Source organism: Microbacterium terrisoli (assembly GCF_030866805.1).
Classification (GTDB): domain Bacteria; phylum Actinomycetota; class Actinomycetes; order Actinomycetales; family Microbacteriaceae; genus Microbacterium; species Microbacterium terrisoli.
The window spans coordinates 754,325-770,826 of record NZ_CP133019.1; the positions used below are offsets into that span (position 1 = coordinate 754,325).

Annotated in this window: 11 protein-coding genes; 2 read left to right on the forward strand and 9 right to left on the reverse strand. The window is 70.1% G+C overall.

Going from position 1 to position 16,502, the window contains the following annotated elements:
* Positions 1 to 4 precede the first annotated feature (4 nt).
* Entirely contained in the window at positions 5 to 2,077 is a 2,073-nt protein-coding gene (locus QU603_RS03265) for a glycoside hydrolase family 36 protein (protein WP_308493059.1), read from the forward strand.
* On the opposite strand, the gene QU603_RS03270 is transcribed toward QU603_RS03265, so the two are convergent.
* The 5 genes from QU603_RS03270 to QU603_RS03290 are packed head-to-tail and all read right to left on the reverse strand — an operon-like array spanning position 2,065 to position 9,755.
* Positions 2,065 to 4,608: a glycoside hydrolase family 2 protein gene (locus tag QU603_RS03270; protein ID WP_308493060.1), complete on the reverse strand. Its 2,544-nt coding sequence runs from the start codon at positions 4,606 to 4,608 to the stop codon at positions 2,065 to 2,067. The genes QU603_RS03265 and QU603_RS03270 overlap by 13 nt on opposite strands.
* Entirely contained in the window at positions 4,605 to 6,521 is a 1,917-nt protein-coding gene (locus QU603_RS03275) for a class I mannose-6-phosphate isomerase (RefSeq protein ID WP_308493061.1), read from the reverse strand. Before QU603_RS03275 ends, QU603_RS03270 begins: the two co-directional genes overlap by 4 nt.
* Positions 6,518 to 7,417, reverse strand: coding sequence for an ROK family protein (locus tag QU603_RS03280; RefSeq protein WP_308493062.1), 900 nt, complete (start codon positions 7,415 to 7,417; stop codon positions 6,518 to 6,520). The genes QU603_RS03275 and QU603_RS03280 overlap by 4 nt, the downstream gene beginning before the upstream one ends.
* Positions 7,418 to 7,471: 54 nt before the next feature.
* Entirely contained in the window at positions 7,472 to 8,506 is a 1,035-nt protein-coding gene (locus tag QU603_RS03285; protein WP_308493063.1) for a LacI family DNA-binding transcriptional regulator, read from the reverse strand.
* A 58-nt stretch (positions 8,507 to 8,564) separates the two neighbouring features.
* Positions 8,565 to 9,755: a class I SAM-dependent methyltransferase gene (locus QU603_RS03290; protein WP_308493064.1), complete on the reverse strand. Its 1,191-nt coding sequence runs from the start codon at positions 9,753 to 9,755 to the stop codon at positions 8,565 to 8,567.
* A 150-nt stretch (positions 9,756 to 9,905) separates the two neighbouring features.
* Here QU603_RS03290 and groES point away from each other — a divergent pair, with 150 nt between their 5' ends.
* Positions 9,906 to 10,202, forward strand: coding sequence for a co-chaperone GroES (groES, locus tag QU603_RS03295; RefSeq protein WP_039394204.1), 297 nt, complete (start codon positions 9,906 to 9,908; stop codon positions 10,200 to 10,202).
* A gap of 102 nt (positions 10,203 to 10,304) precedes the next feature.
* Here the strand turns inward: groES and QU603_RS03300 are convergent, their stop codons facing one another.
* From QU603_RS03300 to QU603_RS03315, 4 genes are all read right to left on the reverse strand, one after another.
* Positions 10,305 to 11,714 carry a GH1 family beta-glucosidase gene (locus tag QU603_RS03300; RefSeq protein ID WP_308493065.1) on the reverse strand — a complete coding sequence of 470 codons (1,410 nt, stop codon included), beginning with the start codon at positions 11,712 to 11,714 and terminating at the stop codon, positions 10,305 to 10,307.
* Positions 11,711 to 12,523 (reverse strand): sugar phosphate isomerase/epimerase family protein, encoded by an 813-nt coding sequence (locus tag QU603_RS03305; protein WP_308493066.1) that lies wholly within the window; start codon positions 12,521 to 12,523, stop codon positions 11,711 to 11,713. Before QU603_RS03305 ends, QU603_RS03300 begins: the two co-directional genes overlap by 4 nt.
* The gene (locus tag QU603_RS03310) at positions 12,520 to 13,596 is read right to left on the reverse strand and encodes a Gfo/Idh/MocA family protein (protein ID WP_308493067.1); all 1,077 of its coding nucleotides are present in this window, start codon (positions 13,594 to 13,596) and stop codon (positions 12,520 to 12,522) included. The genes QU603_RS03305 and QU603_RS03310 overlap by 4 nt, the downstream gene beginning before the upstream one ends.
* 172 nt (positions 13,597 to 13,768) lie before the next feature.
* On the reverse strand, positions 13,769 to 16,357 hold the full coding sequence (locus QU603_RS03315) for a glycosyl hydrolase 2 galactose-binding domain-containing protein (protein WP_308493068.1): 2,589 nt from the start codon (positions 16,355 to 16,357) through the stop codon (positions 13,769 to 13,771).
* Positions 16,358 to 16,502 lie beyond the last annotated feature (145 nt).

Below are 16,502 nucleotides of genomic sequence, written 5' to 3' on the forward strand. Positions count from 1 at the left end.
TCCGATGAGCGTGCTCGACTGGACCGGCGGCGGGGTGCGGCTGGTCCTGGACATCCCCGACGACGAGTATCCCTCGCTGCGATGGATCGGCACGCCGGATGCTCGACCGCCCGCGCCCGGCGCGTGGGCGTTGCCCCTGTGCGAACTGCGCGCGGGCGGCGCGGGAGGTTCGTTGGCCAGCTCCGAGCGGCTGATGGGCGGGAGGCTGAGCCGGCGATTGAGATACGTCGCGCACGATGTGTCGGCGGATGGGCGTCGGCTGGCGGTGACCTCCCATGACACTGACACCGGGTTGCGCGCGACCAGCGTGTTCCAGACCTATGACGGGATCCCCGTCGTCCGAGCGTGGACCGAGGTCACGGCAGGAGCCGGGCCGGTCGCCCTCCACGCGGTCTCCGCCGTGTGCCTGGGCGGGATCGGCACGCCGGGCGGGCACTGGTGGCGTGATCGCATCGGGACCGCGGAGAACTCCTGGTTCCGCGAGGTCTCCTGGCGCGTGCGCACGCTCGCCGACGAGGGCGTGGACGACGTCGGACTGCGTCGCTGGGGATATCGGACCGGCCGGTCCTGCATCATCCGGAGCGTGTCCGGCACCTGGTCGTCCGGTGGGCGGCTTCCGATGGGCTTCATCGCGGCGCACGACCGGCCGCGCACTCTCGCCTGGCAGCTGGAACCGGCAGGGCCCTGGCGCTGGGAGGTCGGCGATCATGGCGACTCCACTTATCTCATCGCCGGCGGCCCGGCGGGCCAGTCGCATGGCTGGACGCACAGGCTCGGGTCCGGACAGTCCTACATCACCCCGCCGGTGGCGCTGGCGGTGGGCGACGACGACGACGCGGCCTTCGCCGCGCTGACCCGCTACCGGCGTCTCATCCGGCGGCCGCACGATGACAACCGCCGGCTTCCGGTGGTGTTCAACGACTTCATGAACTGCCTGATGGGCGACCCCACCGAGCAAAGGCTCCTCCCGCTCGTCGATGCTGCCGCGCGCGCCGGGGCCGAACTCTTCTGCGTCGACGCGGGCTGGTACGCCGATGACGGTCAATGGTGGGATGCCGTGGGGGAGTGGGAGCCCTCGCCGCGCCGGTTTCCGAACGGGATCGGTCGTATCTTGGACGCTGCTCGTGCGGCGGGCATGGTTCCCGGGCTGTGGCTCGAGCCGGAGGTCGTCGGCGTGCGCAGTCCGCTGGCCGAGCGCCTGCCGGCGGAGGCGTTCTTTCGCCGCGACGGAGAGCGCGTGGTCGAGTCGGCCCGGTATCAGCTCGACTTCCGGCATCCGGCCGCCCGCCGGCATGTGGATGCCGTCATCGACCGCCTGGTCGCCGAGTACGGCATCGGCTATCTCAAGCTGGATTACAACGTGGACGTGACGGCGGGCACCGACCTCGGGGCGTCGGCCAACCCGGTCGACGGCATCGCCGAGCATGGTCGGGCCCACCTCGCCTGGTTGGATGCGCTGGCCGCGCGTCATCCCTCCCTCACGATCGAGAACTGCGCGAGCGGCGGTCAGCGCATCGACTATGCGCTGCTCTCGCGCCTGCAGCTGCAGTCGATGACCGACAATCAGGATGCCGTGCACACGGCGGCGATCGCCGCAGCGGCGCCATCGGCGGTCACCCTGGAACAGGCTGCGGTCTGGTCATACCCCGGCCCGGGGGACAGTGACGAGCGCATCGGGCTGACGATGGTGAACAGCCTGCTGACCCGCGTGCACCTGAGCGGACGTCTCGACCTGCTGGACGAGTCCCAGCGCGTGCTCGTCCGTGCCGGCGTCGACGCCTACCGCGGCGTCCGCGGGCTTGTTCCCGACGGTGTTCCGTTCTGGCCGCTCGGCCTGCCGGGCTGGCGCGACGAATGGGTCGCGCTGGGGATCTCGGCACCCGGCGGCGTGCTCCTCGCGGTGTGGCGGCGGGCAGGCGTCACACAGCGGTCGATCCCACTTCCCGCCGAGGCGGTGGCCGAGCCCATGCTCCTGTACCCGCCGCTGCCGACTGGGCTCCAGCGCGGGGCGAGCGCGGTGACGCTGGCACTCCCCGACGAGCCGGCCGCGCGGGTCCTGCTGTTTCAGCGCCGGTAGGCCGTGCTGTTGGCGGCCTGCACACGCACCCGTCGCTGAGCGGCAGGGACCCGCCGCCATTGCGCGTGCAGGGCGGCGCTCTCGCCGGGCAGCAGGCAGAAGTGTGAGTCGCTGAACAGCGCCTGCCCTTGCGCGTGGACGGGGCGGTCGTCGCTCACGCGCACGTGCATCGCGGCATGTGTACCGGTGTTCGCGATCTCGATGCGGGTGGCCTGGTCCGCCGCGACGACCTCCAGCGAGGTCTGTGCGACCTTCAGCAACGGTGCCAGGTCTGCCGTGCGGCTGAACGCCGTGCGCCATGTCGACAGCGTGGCGCCCCCGGCGTCGACCAGTCGCAGGTCGAGGAAGAACGCGTCAGAGCCGATCTCGGCGAGCGTGCAGGAGATCGTGCACAGCCGCACCGGCAGCCCACCAATCGCGTCGCAACGCATCGTCGTCTGGCTGCAGACCTCTCCGGTGACCGACAGCACCCGCGCGTGCACGACCGCATCGCGAACGGCGGCGGCCAGGGCGCTGACGACCCACACGTCGGCCTCGAACCGACGCTCGCCGCCCCAGGCGAGGCGGTCGTAGCGGGCGCTGAGCGCGAGCGGACGGTAGGCACCTGCCACCGCGTAGTAGAGCGCCTTGGGCCTGGCGTGGTAGTCGATCGCGGACGTGCCCGCCGCCATCGGGTAGGGCTCGTTGAACTGCCAGGGCAGCGAGCCGCTGTTGCGGGGGATCCTGCGCCGGTTGGACTCGATCGCGTAGCGCACGCCTTCGGCCTGCAGCATCTGGCTGGCGTACGCCAGACGATCGAGATCGTCGACCGGGCCGAGCCATTGCGTCCAGAGCTGCGGACGCACCCACCATGCGCTGAGGTGCCGCCAGGAGGAGCTCATAAGCCGTTCGACGTGCAGCTCGCCGGGCGGCAGCAGATCGCGCAGAGTCTCCGGATTGGTCAGTCCTTCGCAGCCGAACTCGCTGTGCAGCAGGGACGTGCCCGCGTTGTACAGCTCGTATTGCGCCTCCAGTCCCTCGTACAGCCATGGGCCGTGCACGTCGTGCAGGCCGTCGGGATCGCGTCGGATCGAGGGCAACCCGTTGAAGGGCTTGCGTCCTACCGGCGAGGTGGGCAGCCAATGCCGCTGCGGATCCAGCTCGGTCGCGACATCGCGCAGCGCGGCGATGAGCGGCTCCGTGTCGTCCAAGGGCAGCTTGTCGGAGCCTTCCAGCTCGTTGCCCGCGCACCAGATGACAAGCGCCGGGTGCGAGCGCCGCAGCGGCACGATGCGCCGCGCCTCTGCCGTGACCGCGGCGAGGTATTGCGCGTCCTCCGACGGCTTGCGGTCCTGCTCGCTGCTGGTGACCTGGAACTCCTGCCAGATCATGATGCCGAGGCGATCGCACGCGTCGTAGAAGCGGGAGGACTCGATCAGGCCGACGCCGTTCACGCGCAGCAGGTTGACGTGCGCGCGTGCGGCCAGCTCGAGCACGTCGTCGAGCTTGTCGTCCTGAGCGCGGCCGGAGAGCGCGTCCAACGGCACCCAGTTCCATCCGTTCAGATAGATCGTCCGGCCGTTGACGACGAACGTATAGGGGGGTGCGGACGGGTCGTCGGTCTTGTTGGGCATGACCTCCACGGTGCGCAGGCCGAAGTCCGCGTGAGCGGCGTGCGATTCCTCCTCCGCGCAGCGGGCGGTGACTGCAGCCCGGTAGAGCGGCTGCTCGCCGTGCCCGTTCGGCCACCACAGCTGGGCGTGCTCGAGCGTGACGGACAGCTCGAGTGTCTGCGTGCCGGCATCCAGATCGGCGGTGGTCGTCGTCTGCACGGCCCAGCCGTCCGGGCCGGTCACGACGAGGCCGAACTCGGCGCGGCATGGTCTTGCGGTGTCCACCGCGACGGTGACCGGCACCTCGGCGCGGGAGCGGTGCGCGTCCAGGCGCGGACGGGGCCACACGTCGTCGATACGCACCGGCCCGGTCAGTTCGATCGACACGGCGCCGCACAGCCCGAGGTTGATGATGCGCGGGCAGAAGTCCCACCAGTAGCCCATGCGGCTCTTGCGTGAGCGCACGAGCGACGTGCGTCCCATCTGGTCCTGCTCGGCGGGCGCCGGTGCGAGGATCACGGTCAGCTCGTTCAGCCTGTCATAGCGCAGCTGCGGGCCGATATCGAACAGCGCTGGTGTCGACATGCTCTCGTGGACGCCGAGCTCGACGCCGTTGAGCACGAAGCGCGCGGCGTAGTCGACGCCGTCCAGGCGCAGCTGCGCGCGTTGCGAGCGCCACCTCGGATCGGCGGAGAAGTCGCACACGTAGACCCAAGTGCGCTCGGCGACCCACTCCATCGCCAGACTGTTGCGCCCGACGTACGGGTCGGCGATCTCGTCGGCCGCCCAGAGGTCATGCTGGATGCTGCCCGGGACCTGTGCGTCGATCCAGCCGGTGGTCGTCGCACGGGCACGTGCCGGAAGCTCCGGTCGCGACCAGTCTCCGGGCAGATACTCCTTAAGCCGCCAGCCTGAGTCGCAGAGATCGATCGTTGTCATCGGGGTGCCTCATCGGGTGTCGGGACAGGACTGGGGCCCTGTCCGGGCTGTCCGGATCTCGTCGTCGGCTGTCCTTGGTCGTCGGTCGTGCGCGAGCCGCGCACGTACGCCTTGACGGTCGCGAATCGCTCGCTGCGCGATGCCGCGGTGCGCTCGATCCGGTACGGTCCAACGGCAGCCGGGACGATGAATGTCTCGGCGTAGTGGATCGTGAACGGCTCGAACGCGGCCAGAGGGCTCACCACCTGAACCTCGTCGCCTTCGACGAGGTTCAGGACGTTGACCGTCCCCTCCGTGTCGTGCTCGGCGGACGCCGTGAACCAGTGCCGGCGTACCTCGATGAACTCGAGCTCGTGCAGTCCGGTGCGCTCCTCGGTCACGCCGTCCGCGTCGCGGACCACCTCGACGCGGCCGACGAGGTTCGCCCTCGTCCACTCGGTGTCGCGGTCCCACTGGATGTTGCGTGCACCGTGGTCGAGGTGCACGGGACGGGGGAGGCCGTCGAGCCCGACGCGCCCCCAGTCCCACAGCTTGAACGTGAAGATGAACGGCGTCGCCGAGATCTCCAGGACCATCGCGTCTGCCCCGGAGCAATGCACGGTGCCTGCCGGGATCGCGAAGTGGTCGTGCGTGCGCGCGGGGAACGCGTTGACGTACTTCTCCGCCGGGAAGGGGCATTCGCCCTCCTGCGCGATCTCCAGGTCATGCAGCATCCCGTCGCGGTCGACGTCCGACTTCACGCCGAGGTAGACGACCGCGTCCTCGCCGGCATCCAGCAGGTAATAGCTCTCGTCCTGCGTGTAGTGCATGCCGAACGTGCTCTGGATGTAGTCCGTAAGGGGATGGACCTGCAGGCTCAGATTGCCGCCGCCTATCGTGTCGAGGAAGTCGAAACGGATCGGGAACTCGGCGCCGAAGCGCGCAAACGTCTTCGCTCCGAGGAGGTCGGCGGGGCGGCTGAGCACGAGGTCGAGCGCGGGTATCTCGACCACGCCGCCATCGCCCTCCAGCAGCAGCGAGTTCTCCTCGGGCACGCAGTCGAAGCACCAGGCGTAGTTGTCCGTGCTCGGATCGAGGCCGATCAGGTTCTTCATCCACTGCCCGCCCCACACGCCGGGGTCGAAGAACGGCACGACGCGGAACGGGCGCGTCGTGGCGTGCGCGAGCGCTGCCCGGAACGCGTCGCCCGTGATCATGCCCGCCTCCGGGGTGTCCGGGCGCGGTCGGGCGGGCGCGATCGCGTTGCCGTCGGCCAGGAAGTCGATGTGCTCGATCAGTTCGCGCTTGTGCCGGTCGGCGACGCGCCATTCGACGAAGAAGCCGCGCTTGTACTTGCGCAGCCGGTCCTCTCCGGGGTTTTCTGCCCGCCAGTTCGTCGCTCCCGCGCGCTGGCGCAGCTGCAGCTCCCAGCGGGCCATGTCCACCAGTACGAGCACGGATGCCGCCGCGAGCCGTCGGGCGGCCAGGGCCGCGCCCCACCCGACCAGCACGACGTTCTCCTGGGCGGCGTCGACGTCCTGTGCGAGCCGCGTGAGTGCCGCATCGTCGTAGAAGTCCGCGAGCGTCGCGTGGCTGAGCACGCCGAACACGCGATCGTCGGTCAGATTCGGCGCGATGAGGGCGTCGATCTCGGCGATCGGGCGCGCGGCGTCCTCGACGGACACCGCCCGCCACTCCGGCAAGGCGCTGCCGAGCGCGTCCCACAGGGCGGGCAGGTCGGTGCCTGGGTAGGCGTCCACGATCAATCGAGCCGGCCTGCCGGCCGCGCGGTCTGCGGCCAGCGCCGCCGCGGCCTGCCACGCCCGGGCGCCTCGCACGACGTGTGTGCCGGCGGGCAGCTCCACCGTCGGCTGAGTGTCGTACCGTCGCTGCGCCGTGCGCCCGCCCGGCACTGCGCCGAACGTGCCGTTCATCGCGTCTTCCTCCCACGACCGGTATCCCGGTCACGTGCGGCAAGCGCCGCCGCTCCCCGCATGACCGAGAGCTCGGGCGCCGTCGGGACGACGATGCGCGGGCGGTGCGCCGACGACCACAGGTTCCGGTCGACGTAGGCGGCGATCGGCCGGCGGATCACGTCGCCGGCGCGGAGGATGCCGCCGGCGAGTACCACGACGTCCGGGTCGTATGCGTGACACATCGTGACGACGGTCGCGCCCCACGCCGCCAGATGCCGGGTCAAGGCCTCGTCGAACGCTGGCGATCCGGCGGCGCGGGCGATCAGGTCGTCGTAGCCGTCGAGCTCGGGGAACTGCTCGCGCAGGGCGCGGGCGCTGGCCAGCGACTCGGCGCAGCCGATGTTGCCGCACGGGCAGCTGGGCCCTGCGAGGTCGATCGTGACATGGCCACCCAGGATACCGGCGTGGCCGCGGACGCCACGCACGAGCGCGCCGCCCATCACGGCAGCCGTGCCGATGCCGGTGCCGAGGATCACGGCGACCGCCTCCGTGGCGCCGTCCGCGCATCCGCCGTGGATCTCGCCGATCAGCGCCGCGCGGGCGTCGTTCTCGACCACGGCGGCAACGCCGAACGCGCGTACCGACCAGTCGACGAGGTCGACGTGCCGCAGGAACGCATACTTGTCGTTGGCCTGGAGCATTCCGCGGCCCTCGTCGGTCACGACGCCGGGGACGACGACGCCGACGGCGGCCGGAGGAGTGCTGCCCAGCAGGGTCCTCGCGCGGGCCGCGGCCTTCTCGAGGTCTTCCGCGGTCCCGGTGGTCGGCAGGCTGTCCGAGACGACCAGCACGTCGCGCTCGACGACACCCAGCTTGACCGCTGTGCCGCCGAAATCGATCCCGAGTGCCGCCACGACGTCCTCTCCGTGTACTACAATTGGTAACGTTATCAATCGGGAAGCGGAGGGTCAATCCGTCGCACGCCGGGCGTGCCGCAGCAGTGTGACCGGCAACTCGAGCTCGCGGGGCGCCGCGTCGCCGGCACCCTCGAGGCGGTCCAGGAGCAGGGCCGCCGCACGCCGGCCCAACTCACGAGGGTCATGCGCGATTACGCCCACGGGCACGGGCATGAGACCGGACAGCTCGAAGTCGTCGAAGCTCATCAGCTCCGGCATATCGAAGGCCCGACGCCCCGCGCTGCTGATCTGACGCCCGATCTCGGTCACCGCGCCGATCGTGTTGCGGTTGTTCGCGCAGAAGACCGCCGTCGGCGGGTCGTCGAGCTCGAGCAGCGCTTGCATCGCCCGTGCGGCCTGTTCAACCTCCTGCTGCCCTTCCGGGACGAGCCGTGGGTCCAGCTCGATACCGTGCTCCCGGTGTGCTCGCACGAATCCGCGATAGCGGCGCTCGCCGGTGAAGATGCGGCGGATGTTGCCGAGATAGGCGATGCGGGTGTGCCCGGCCTCCAGGAGCGCGCTCGTGCCTCGGAGGGCACCGCCCTCATCGTCGAGCACGACGCTGTCGGCGACCAGGCCCGCCACGCGACGGGAGGCCAGCACGACGGGCACGCCGCTGTGCCGGGCGTGCTCGAGGTGGTCGCTGCTCACACCGGTGGGCACCACGATCAGGCCCTCCACGCGGCGTCCCAGGAAGTCGCCCACCAACTGCGCCTCGCGCACGGGGTCCTCCGCGGTGTTGCCGAGTAGGATGCGGCGCCCCGTCCGCGCGGCCTCCTCCTCGACGCCCAGCGCGAACGTGCTGTAGTACGGGTTGGCGATGTTCGTGATCGCGACGCCGATGAGCCCGCTGGGCTGGCCCGGGCGGATGCTGCGCGCGTTCTCATCGCGGTGGTATCCGAGCTCCGCGACCGCGGCGAGAACACGCTCCTGGAGCTCGGGTGTGACATTGACGCCGCCCGCGAGTGTGCGCGACACGGTCATCGGGCTGACGCCCGCTCGTACGGCGACCTCCTTGACGGTGGGGCGCCGGCGCTGGCTGCTCATCTGCAGACCGTTCCTCGTTCTGGGCTCGTTCCGGGGAACGCTATCACCGACGGCGATCTCACCCGACGCGATCCGCGAGGATCGCGCGGTGACGATCGCCGATCCTCGTGAGGATCAGGGTCGCCGACCTGTCGCCGCGCAGCGTCAGCCGACGGCGGAACGCGGCGGGGTCGAGGTCCATGCCGCGCTTCTTGACCTCCAGGGCACCGATGCCGTGGGCGCGCAGCACAGCGCTGACGGCCTTGACGTTCGCGGGCATCGTCTCGCGCACCCTGAACGACTGCACGAACGGGCTCGTCACGGCCGCGTCGCCGGTGATGTACGCGATGCGGGGATCGAGCATGCCGCCCTCCAGTTGCCGGGCGACCTCGCCGACCAGCCGGGCGCGGATGACGGCGCCGTCGGGCTCGTGAAGGTACGCCCCCAGCGCTCGCACCTCGGCGTCGGGCGCGTCGCCCTCGGCGGTGAGCTCGTGCACGTCTGGCCCGCGCAGCACGAGCGCCGACCGGCGCACCCCCGGGCGAGCCAACGCGCCGCTCCACACGACGAGCTCGACGACCGTGCCGTCGGCACCGACCCACTGCGTCTCGGCGTCGGCCGGCAGCCCATCGCGGTCATGGCCGGGCCCCAGCTTGATGCCGGCCGGGATCGCCGCCGCGGTCCGGAAGACCCACTCCAGCGGGGGAGAGTAGTCGTCGGGGCCGACGCGGCGAGTGTCCCCGTGCCCGGCCGTGCGACGGGCGGGATCCAGCCACACGGCGTCGACGCCGGAGAGGTCGGCCGCCTCGGCTCGCGCATGCCGCACGGTGACAGTGTCGGCGAACGCGGCGAGATTATAGGCGGCGATCGCGGCGGTCACCTCGTCGGCATCGACGGCGCTGACCCGCAGTCCGGCACCGGCGAACGCGAGGGCGTCGCCGCCGATGCCGCACCCGAGGTCGGCGACGTGCGAGATCCCCGCGGTGCGCAGACGGGAGGCGTGGTGTGCGGCGACAGGCAGTCGCGTTGCCTGTTCCAGGCCCGCGCGGGTGAACAGCATCCTCCCGGCGAACTCCCCGAACTTGACGGTCGCCTTCGCCCGCAGATGCGCTTGACCGACCACCGCCGATGTGAGCTCGGGGGAGTGCCCGGCCGCGCGAAGACGGGAGACGGCGCGAGCGACGTCGGCGGTGTTCATGATCGGTTCGAGCTGGTCGAGCAGGCTCAGCCCAGCCGGGGTGAGCAGCGCGGTGAGCTCGGCGATGTCCATCCTCCCAGCCTATGGGAGGCAAGAGTTGGCACTCGCGTTGCGAGAGTGCCAACACAGCGCCTAAACTGGTGTCAGCACTCGACACGTCAGAGTGCTAACGAGTCTTTCAGTCTCAACTCGGTAGTTCACACACACAGGAAGAGGTAGACAGTGTCGGTTTCCATCAAGCCGCTCGAGGACCGCATCGTCATCAAGCAGGTCGAGGCCGAACAGACCACTGCGAGTGGCCTGGTCATCCCCGACACCGCGAAGGAGAAGCCCCAGGAGGGCGAGGTCGTCGCGGTGGGCCCCGGCCGCATCGACGACAACGGCAACCGTGTTCCGCTCGACGTCGCCGTGGGCGACCGCGTGCTGTACAGCAAGTACGGCGGGACCGAGGTCAAGTTCGGCGCCGACGAGTACCTCGTCCTGTCGGCGCGTGACGTCCTGGCGGTCGTCGTCCGCTGACGTCGGCTGTTTCGGAGGCCCGGATGCTTCGGCATCCGGGCCTTCGCCGTCTGAAAGGTCGCGCCGAGATGGCCTGAATCGCATGGAGGCCGGCGCGCGGGCTCACCCGAAGGCGCCGAGGCTGTCCACGACCTGACCGATGGGGCGCTTGTGGTCCCACTCCACGAGGTGTCCGGCCCGCACGATCTCCGCGTAGTACCGCGCCGAGTCCTTCACGATCCGGTCGCCGGTGCGGTAGTCGACGTACACCAGCCCGAACCGCGGCCGGTAGCCGAGCGCCCACTCGAAGTTGTCCAGTAATGACCAGTGCATGTATCCCACCACAGGCGCGCCCTGCGCCAGCGCGTCGCGAACGGCCTGCAGATGCATGCGTAGGTACCGGATCCGACGCACGTCGTGGACGCGCCCGTCATGCGTGGGGGAGTCGCCGTAGATCGCGCCGTTCTCGGTGATCATCAGAGGGACGCCCGGGTAATCGTGGTGCAGTCGCAAGAGCAGCTCGGTCAGGGACTCCGGCACGATTTCGGTGCCCTCGTCGGTGCGTGCCGCAGACGGGTCGGCGACGACCTGCCAGGGGAACGGCCGATCAGGGCCGATCGGCGCGGCCTGCATCACCCGGTGCGTGTAGTAGTTCACGGCGAGGAAATCGCTGCGCCCGGCGATGCGTGACTCGTCCCCGTCTCGGATGACCTCGTCCAGATTGCGTCCGAGCGCCCGCTCCCAGTGCGCGCGCATGTCGGGCGGGTAGCCGCGACCGAGCAGCGGTTCGAGAAACCAGCGGTTGACGTAGCCGTCGGAGCCGCGGGCGGCCTCCACATCGGCGGGGTCGCTGCTGGCCGGAATGCACGGCAGGAGGTTCAATGCGGCGCCGATCCTGCCCGTCGTATGCGTGCGCATGGCGTCGGTGGCCGCGCCGTGGGCGAGCAGGAGGTGGTGCCCGGCGGCGAGGGCCGCGCCCAGGTCACGCACTCCCGGGGCGTGCAGGCCGAGCTGGTAGCCCAGCAGCTGGATGATCCACGGCTCATTCTGGGTGATCCACCACGGCACGCGGTCGCCCAGGCGTTCGGCTGCGGTATCCGCGTACTCGGCGAACGCGTCCACGGTGCGGCGTGCGGCCCACCCGCCGCACGCCATCAGCGCCGACGGCATGTCCCAGTGGTTCAGCGTCACCACCGGGGTGATCCCGCGCTCGAGCAGGGCGTCGACGATTCTCTCATAGTGGTCCAGGCCCCGCTGTTCCACGGCACCGGTGCCCTCCGGCATGATGCGCGACCAGGCCAGCGAGAAGCGGTAGGCGCCGAGGTTCAGCTGCTCGAGAAGCGCGATGTCCTCCGGCCAGCGACGATATGAGTCGCACGCCACCGAGGCATCCCCGCCTCCCTCGATCGCGCCGGGTCGGTCGGCGAAGTCCTCCCAGACCGACCGTCCTCGGCCGTCGACGTCGAACGAGCCCTCGGTCTGATAGGCACTGGTGGCCGCGCCCCAGAGGAATCCGTCGGAGAAGTCGCTCATCTCGTCTCCTGTCCGGAGCCCGTGCCGACCGCTTCGCGCAGGAGCGTCGCCGATGCCCGCACGGCCTCGACCATCCCCATCCGCGGCGTCATGGTGTCGGGATGCCAGAGCTCCAACGTCAGCCAGCCCTCGTACCCGTCGAGCGCCGCCAGCAAACCGGCGAGATCGAGCTCGCCCTCGGCCAGCACGTCGGTCGGCACCGGTCCGGACTGATTGCGCAGATGCACCGCGAGCACCCGTAGGGCGTGCTCGCGAGCCCAGGCGACCGGATCGTGACCGGCAGCAATCGCCCAGGCGGTGTCGATGCAGAGGCCGACTGCGTCATCGGAATGCACGATGACCGACTCCAGATCCTGCGCGGCCCTGTCGTAGCGGTCGGCGTGGTTGTGCAGCGCGATGCGCAGACCGAGCGGTGCGACCAGGTCGGCGATCCGGCTGAGGTTCTCGCCCTGACGCACCACCTCGGAAGGCGTCTTCGGCTCGGCGGGTCCACCACCGCGTGCGTCGGCATTGAGCACGAGCACCCGTCCGCCGGCAGCCGCCAGTCGCTGCGCGACCGGCAGCACTCGTTCCTGCACGTCGAGCTCGGCGAATCGTGGCGTCAACGGCATGCCGATGTATGACGCCGACACACGCAGGCCCAACCGGTCGAGGATCGCGCGCTTGGTGAGCGTCGGATCGGTCTCCACCGCCTCCACGCCCGAGCGTGCGCAGGCGCCGTAGAGGGAATCCCAGTCCCAGTCGATCCCGTCGCGGGCGAAGCGCTCCATCCAGCCGTAGAGCGCCGTCGCGATCCCGGCGGGCCTCATCGCGATACCTCGATCGTCTGCATGGCGCCGGTGTGTGCGGCGCGGTAGATCGCCTGCAGCACCTGGAACTCCGCGAGGACTGCGGCGCCCAGCACTGCGGCTGACGGGCGGCCGCGCAGGGCGTCGACGAAGGAGACCAGCGGCCTCTCCAGGATCGACACGTCCGAGCGCGGGGGCAGCTCGACCTCGCGCTCCACCACGACGCCGCCGACATCAGCGCGCAAGAAGACCGGCTGGTGCGAGTCGAAGGGTGCCCAGTGCACGGCGGCGAGCGTGCCGGACAGCTGCGCGTGTGCGCTCTCGGTGGCGTGCGTTCCCGTCGCCCGCCCGAACGAGACCGGCAGCATGGAGCCGTCCGTGCGCGTGATCCGCAGTGCCGCCCCGGCATCCGTCTCGATGTCGAAGACCACGTCCTCGGGATCGGCGCCGGTGCGCGGCCGGGCGATCCACGCGTCACGCACCTCGACGCGCACCGGGTCGAGCAGGTCGAACAACGTCGAGACGTCGTAGGGGCCCCAGTCCATGATCACGCCCCCGCCGCTGCGCGACGAGTCCAGGAACCAGCGGCTCTGTGGCTGGTACTCGATGCCGGCGCGGCTGCGCGCCCACCTTGTGACGAAGGTCATCGCGTAGACCTCGCCCAGCACTCCGTCGCTGAGCATCTTCTTGACTGCCTCGGTATGCGGAAGTCCACGGAAGCGGGTGCTGCACACGCCCAGCATCCGCCCGGCGCGTTCACCTGCCTGCACGAGCTCCTCGGCCTGCGCGCCGTCCATCGCGAACGGCTTCTCGCACAGCACGTGACGCCCCGAGCGGAGGGCGGCCAGCGTGGGCCCGGCGTGCGCAGCCGGCGGTGTGGCCACCACGACCACGTCGTCGTCGCGCGCAGGCCTGGCCGCCAGCATCTCCTCGGCCGAGCGGTAGGCGGTCGCCTCCGGGTGTGCGGCGGTGAACCCTTGCAGCGCCGCCGTCGAGGGGTCTGCCACGTGCAGCTCGACCTCCTCGTCCAACCGTGCGGATGCCGCCGCGTGCGTGCGCGCGATCACTCCCGCTCCTACTAGATACAGTCGCATCTCTTCTCCTTCGTCGCGCTGATGTTCACAGCGTCGTGTTCAGTGGTGCCATACGGATCAGCCGGGTCGTGCTCGTGGTGGGTGCCCAGGCGCTCGGCAAGCCAGCGCTCGTCTTCGGGTGAAGCGCTTACGCGAAGGATGCTGATGCATGTCTCGGCCGACGGGCGCACGATCAGCTCCCTGGCGTCCGGTTCCGTGTCCGCGTTCCGGTGGCGTGCATGGTGAGGGGCGTGAAGTTCCATGCATCGAGGACGAGTGCGCGCGCAACGGGTTCCACCCGGCTCCAGCGCGCGGTCAGCTCGCGAGTCTCTCCCGGCATCATCGGGCGCGGGTCGTCGCGGACGATGACGCTGCCGGCGGCGCCCCAGGGTCGGGCATCGTGAATGACCGGACCGATGAGCGTGGGCCCGCCGACGTGGATGGCAATGATGCGCCAGAGATCGCCGTCTTCGTGCACACGCACGTCTAACTGGGTAGGTGCGGCGTCCAGCAGCGCGCCGAGGTCATCGCCGAGGACGGCCACGACGCGCTCGGTGTCGATCGGTGTGCCGTCGGCGGCACGCCACTGCGCCTCCCAGACGACGATGCCGTCGGCCTCTGGCAGCGGGGTCTCCAACGTGGCGACGGCGACCGGCTCGGCGATCGCGTCGATGTCGCTGCAGGTCGTCTCGGCCACGATCGCACCGGCGACGTCGCGTAGCAGCAAATGAAGGCTGGTCCCGGCAGGGACACCGTCCTCCGCCCACAGCCAGGCCTGAGCGGTCAGCGTCCGCTGGCCGCCCCACGCCGAGCGTGGAGTGCGAATGCTCGCCCGCGTGCGTGCGAAGGCGCGCCGCGCGGCATGGAACGCCGGCTTGGCTTCGCCGGACCACTCCACCACGCTCGTGCACCAGGCATTCGGGAAGCTCTCCGCGAGTTGCCATGGCAGCACCATGCTGCACCGCGGCCATCGCCGCCGGTCGGCTTCGATGGCGTACTGCAGCCCAGTTGCCTGCAGCCATTGGCTGGCCCGCTGCATCCGCCGCAGGTCGCCCAACCGTCCGCCGAAGGACTCCGAGACCAGCGTCGCGTTGTTCCACCACTGGCCCAGATGCCGGTACACGGGATTGGACAGGTCTGCCGGCCAACGCTGCCCCTCTGGCACGACGGCGCGCAGTGAGCGCAGGCTGGCCATGCCCTCGACGCCGAACTCGGTATGCGCCAGACTCGTGCCCGCGTCAGCGAGGGTGTGCTGGTCGACCAGCCCCTGGTGCTCCCAGGGCCCGTGCACGTCGTGCTGATCGTCGGGAGCGGCGGCGATCCTGTCCATTCGGTGGTGGAAGGTGGGCCCGGACGGGGACGTGGGCAGCCACGGGCGCCCGGGATCGACGTCGGCCAGGGCGCTGCGCATCGCCGCGAGCACCGGCGAGCGCGACTCGTCGAGCGGACCGGCGTCGTCTTCAAGCTCGTTGCCGCCGCACCACAGGAACAGGCTCGGATGCCGTGACAGCCGCGCGGCGGCGATCACCGTCTCCTCGACGGCCTGGGCGATGAAGTCGGCGTCGGTCGCAGGAGCGCTCGCGATCCCGGAGCTGGACTGGGCGAGCTCCTGCCAGACGAGGATCCCGCGTTGATCACAGGCGTCGTAGAAGTCGTCGGACTCGATAAGCCCGCCGCCCCACACTCGCAGAATTCGGGCTCCGGAATCAGCGACCAAGTCGAGCAGACGGGCGATGCGCGTGGCGGTCACGACACCGAACAGGAGGTCGGCCGGCGCCCAGTTCCAGCCGACGAGGGGCAGGGTCCTCCCGTTGACCTCGGCCGTGTAGCCGAGGGCGTTCGGAGGTGCTCCCGCGTTGGCCACGAGCCGTGCGTTTCGGAATCCGACCCGCAGCATCCTCTCGTCGTCGCCGATCGCGACCCGTAGATCATACAGGGCGTGCTCACCCAGGCCCGCCGGCCACCACAGCTGCACGTCGTGGACGGGAAGGCGCACATGCACGGCGCCGTCCGTGACCGGCGCCGAGCCGGACGCGACCGTGCGTTCATCTCGGGATAGTTCGATGGTGATGACACCCGCTGCACCTACACCGATTCTCCCGTCGATGACGGCGTCAACGATCACCGTGCCGGTGCGGCCGTCGAGCTCAACCTCGGTGCGCGCGCGGACTGAGGCCAGGCCGACATGCCCGATGATCAGGCGAACCGGCCGCCAGATCCCTTGGTGACGCATCCGCGGCGCGAAGTCCCAGCCGCTGCCCACACGCGGCGCGAGGGCTCGCACGCGGTCGGTGCGACCCACCTGCGGCTCCGTGTCCAGCGCGGGTAGAACCACGACGGTCAGAGTGTGGCCGCCAGTCGCGAGCTCGCGCCGGTCGGCTCCACCCACTCGTAGCCGGAGCCGCCGGTGTAGCCCATCGATGGCCCCTACCTCGTGACCGTCCCAGAAGACGCGTCCGCCGGGGTCGATGCCGTCGAACTCGATCCAGACCGAATCGTCATGTTCGAGCGGGGGCAGGTCGACATGACGCCGGTAGACCCAGTGCCGGTCGGCCACCCATTCCGCTTCGCGGCTGCGGCGACCGTGCCGCGGCTCTGCAACCTCACCTGCGCGGACGAGGTCGTCCAATACAGCTCCGGGCACGTGGGCGGGCAACCACGCATCCGCATCGGCGGCCTTGGTCACGCTGTTGCGGCGGTCGATAAGCTTGTGGACGTACCACTGCCATGTGTCGCCCAGCGCCTCGCGCAACTGCCAGCCGCCGTCAAGACTTCGGAACATGCACACAGTCTGACCCACTTGTGGGATCGTTGCCAGCCCCAGTGCCAATGGATGCCTAAACTGGTGTCAGCACTCGACACGTCAGAGTGCTAACGAGTCTTTCAGTCTCAACTCGGTAGTTCACACACACAGGAAGAGGTAGACA